Origin of the sequence: Campylobacter concisus (genome assembly GCF_902460625.1) — a bacterium.
Lineage (GTDB): Bacteria > Campylobacterota > Campylobacteria > Campylobacterales > Campylobacteraceae > Campylobacter_A > Campylobacter_A concisus_AD.
Map to the genome: position 1 here is coordinate 105711 of NZ_CABPUT010000009.1, position 3002 is coordinate 108712.

At 40.8% G+C, this 3002-nt stretch carries 2 protein-coding genes; both read right to left on the minus strand.

Annotated elements, in window-relative coordinates:
* The coding region (locus F3G69_RS07730; protein ID WP_149714951.1) for a 3-isopropylmalate dehydratase at positions 1 to 325 on the minus strand (325 nt) is incomplete at its 3' end.
* A complete protein-coding gene (gene alaS, locus F3G69_RS07735; protein ID WP_149714900.1) occupies positions 322 to 2880 on the minus strand; it encodes an alanine--tRNA ligase in 2559 nt (852 codons plus the stop codon). The genes alaS and F3G69_RS07730, both read right to left, overlap by 4 nt.
* Positions 2881 to 3002: the final 122 nt, after the last annotated feature.

The window sequence follows — 3002 nt, forward strand, 5'->3', positions numbered from 1 at the left end:
ATAACAAAAATAGTTCTATTGCACATTTTGTTGCTACCATTGCACTTGCCATAGGATTTGTCAAATTTGCATCATAAAATCCAAAAATTATAACTATGCTTGTCGCTATCACGCAAAGGATTAGTATGAAAATCGCAATGCCAAAGCGTCTTATAATGTGAAGTAAGATGTGATAGCGTTCCTTGTCTTCAAATTTATTTTTTATAAAGTAGCTTCCAACAAGCACAAGACCGGCTTGTAGCCCCACAAAAAGAGCTACAAAGCATACATGCAAAAATAGTACTACTTGGTCAAATTTTATAAAAGCTATATCGTAATGACTCATTTTTCTAGGGCTTGCCTTGCATACTCAAGTGAGTCTTTTATCGCATCTTCTATCATTGATGCATCTTTGCCACCGGCTGTCGCAAAGTCATCTTTGCCACCGCCATTGCCACCTAAAATTTGTGCTGCAAATTTTACCCAAGCACCTGCTTTTAAAGGAGCATTTTTAACGCCAGCTGCAAGAGAAATTTTACCCTCTTCATCTGTTTGGATCAGTAAAATAGCAGCACTTTCATGCTCGTTTTTAAACTCATCTATTAAAGTTTTTATATCTCCACCATCTACGCTTGTGACGCAAAGTTTGGTTTTATTTATATCTAAATAGACTAGCTCATGAGAATTTTTAGCATTTTTTAGTTTGTCTTTTAAAACTCTTAGTTCATTTTTTAGCTTTTTGACCGCATTTAGTGGCTCGGTGCTCTTTAGCTCATCTTTTAGCTCGTCAAGCTCGGCTCTAAATGATCTTGCTAAATTTAGCGCAGCCCTTGAGCAAACAGCTTCTATACGCCTAACGCCAGCACTTACGCCACTCTCTTTTGTGATGAAAAACGATCCGATCTCATCTATATTTTTTACGTGTGTGCCGCCGCAAAGCTCTTTGCTGACGTCGCCAAAGCTAACGACTCTTACATTATCAGCGTATTTTTCATTAAATAGCGCGATAGCTCCGCTTTTTTTAGCCTCTTCAAGCTCCATAACCTGCGTTTTTGCATTTGCACCGCTTAAGATCCACTCATTTACAAGGTTTTCGACCTTTGAAATTTCTTCGCTAGTAAGCGCCTTTGGATGAGAGAAGTCAAACCTTAGCCTATCTGCCTCGACGTTTGAGCCAGCTTGAGCGATATGCGTGCCAAGCACGCTTCTAAGGGCTGCGTGAAGCAAGTGTGTAGCGCTGTGATGACGTGCAGTTTCTGCTCTATCGCTAGAAACTTCAAGCTCTACTTCGTCGTCAACTTTTAGTGCCACGGTAGTTTTTACTAAAGATAAATTTAGCCCATGAAATTTTTGTGTATCAAGCACATTTGCTTTGCCTACTATCTTACCGCTATCACCGCATTGGCCGCCACTTTGAGCATAAAATGGAGTGACGTCAAACATCACCCAGCCCTCTTTGCCAGCATCTAAACTATCTACATTTTTAAATTCTTCATCAAGCAGGGCTAGAATTTTACTTTTGCTCTTAAGCTCTTCGTAGCCTATAAATTTATTCTCGCCAAATTTTTCAAGTAGCTCTTTAAAGTCGCCCTTCGCGCTCTTGTCGCCACTGCCTTTCCAGGCAGCTTTTGCACGTGCTTTTTGCTCACTCATAAGCTCATCAAACCTTGCCTCATCGACCTTTAGACCCTTTTCTCTAAGCATATCAGCTGTTAGATCAAGTGGAAAGCCAAATGTGTCATAAAGCTTAAACGCAGCCTCTCCGCTAAAAATTTCTTTTGTATTTTTAAGCTCGCTCTCAAATAGCTCCAAACCGCTAGCAATAGTCGCTAGAAATCTCTCTTCTTCAAGCTTGATCTGCTCTTTTACAGCCGCTTTTTTCTCATTTAGATAGGTGTAGTGCTCGCCCATTAGCTCGCAAACTTTATCGACAAGCTTATACATAAATGGCTCTTTTATGCCTAGCAAGTATCCATGGCGGATCGCACGGCGTAAGATGCGGCGAAGCACGTAGCCACGGCCTTCTTTATCAAATGTCGTGCCCTGAGCCAGCAAAAATGTGACCGAGCGGATGTGATCGCTTATGACGCGGTAGCTAGCGCCACTTTCATAGACGTATGGCTTGCCACAAAGCTTTGCTACTTCGTTAATTAGCGGCATAAAAAGTGAGCTATCGTAGTTGCTAAATTTACCTTGCAAGATAGCAGTAACACGCTCAAGTCCCATGCCAGTATCAATGCTTGGCTTTGGTAATGGGCTTAGTTTGCCATCAGCGCTTCTTTCATACTGCATGAAAACAAGGTTCCAGATCTCTAAAAATCTATCTCCATCGCCGCCCATGTAGTCTTCAGGTGTATTGAAGTGTTCAGCGCCTTGATCGTAAAAAATTTCACTACAAGGGCCGCATGGTCCAGTATCGCCCATCTGCCAGAAGTTATCGTGGTCACCAAAGCGGTAAATTCTCTCTTTTGCGATGTGAGTGCTCCAAATTTCAAATGCTTCATCATCGCTTTCATGAACGGTTACATAAAGTTTGTCTTTTGGTAGTTTTAGTACTTCTGTTACAAATCCCCAAGCGTAAGCGATCGCCTCTTTTTTGAAGTATTCGCCAAAGCTAAAATTTCCAAGCATTTCAAAAAATGTGTGGTGGCGCGCTGTGTAGCCGACGTTATCTAGGTCGTTGTGCTTTCCGCCAGCTCTTATGCAGGTCTGACAGCTAGTGCGGATAGGTGGTGTTGGACGTGGCACTTCGCCTGTGAAAATGCTCTTAAACGGCACCATACCAGCATTTGTGAAAAGTAGTGTTGCATCGTTTGGCACGAGTGGTGCTGAAGCTACGACTTCGTGACCTTTTGATTTAAAAAAATCAAGATATGCCTTTCTTATATCTAAATTTTGCATTTTTATCCTCGTTAGTTTTAAATTTTGCTCGATTTTAGCTAAAAATCGTTTGTAAATTTATAAAAAAATACAAAATTAATTTTTGCTTAATATATTTTATAAATTTATTTGTTTAAAAGCGA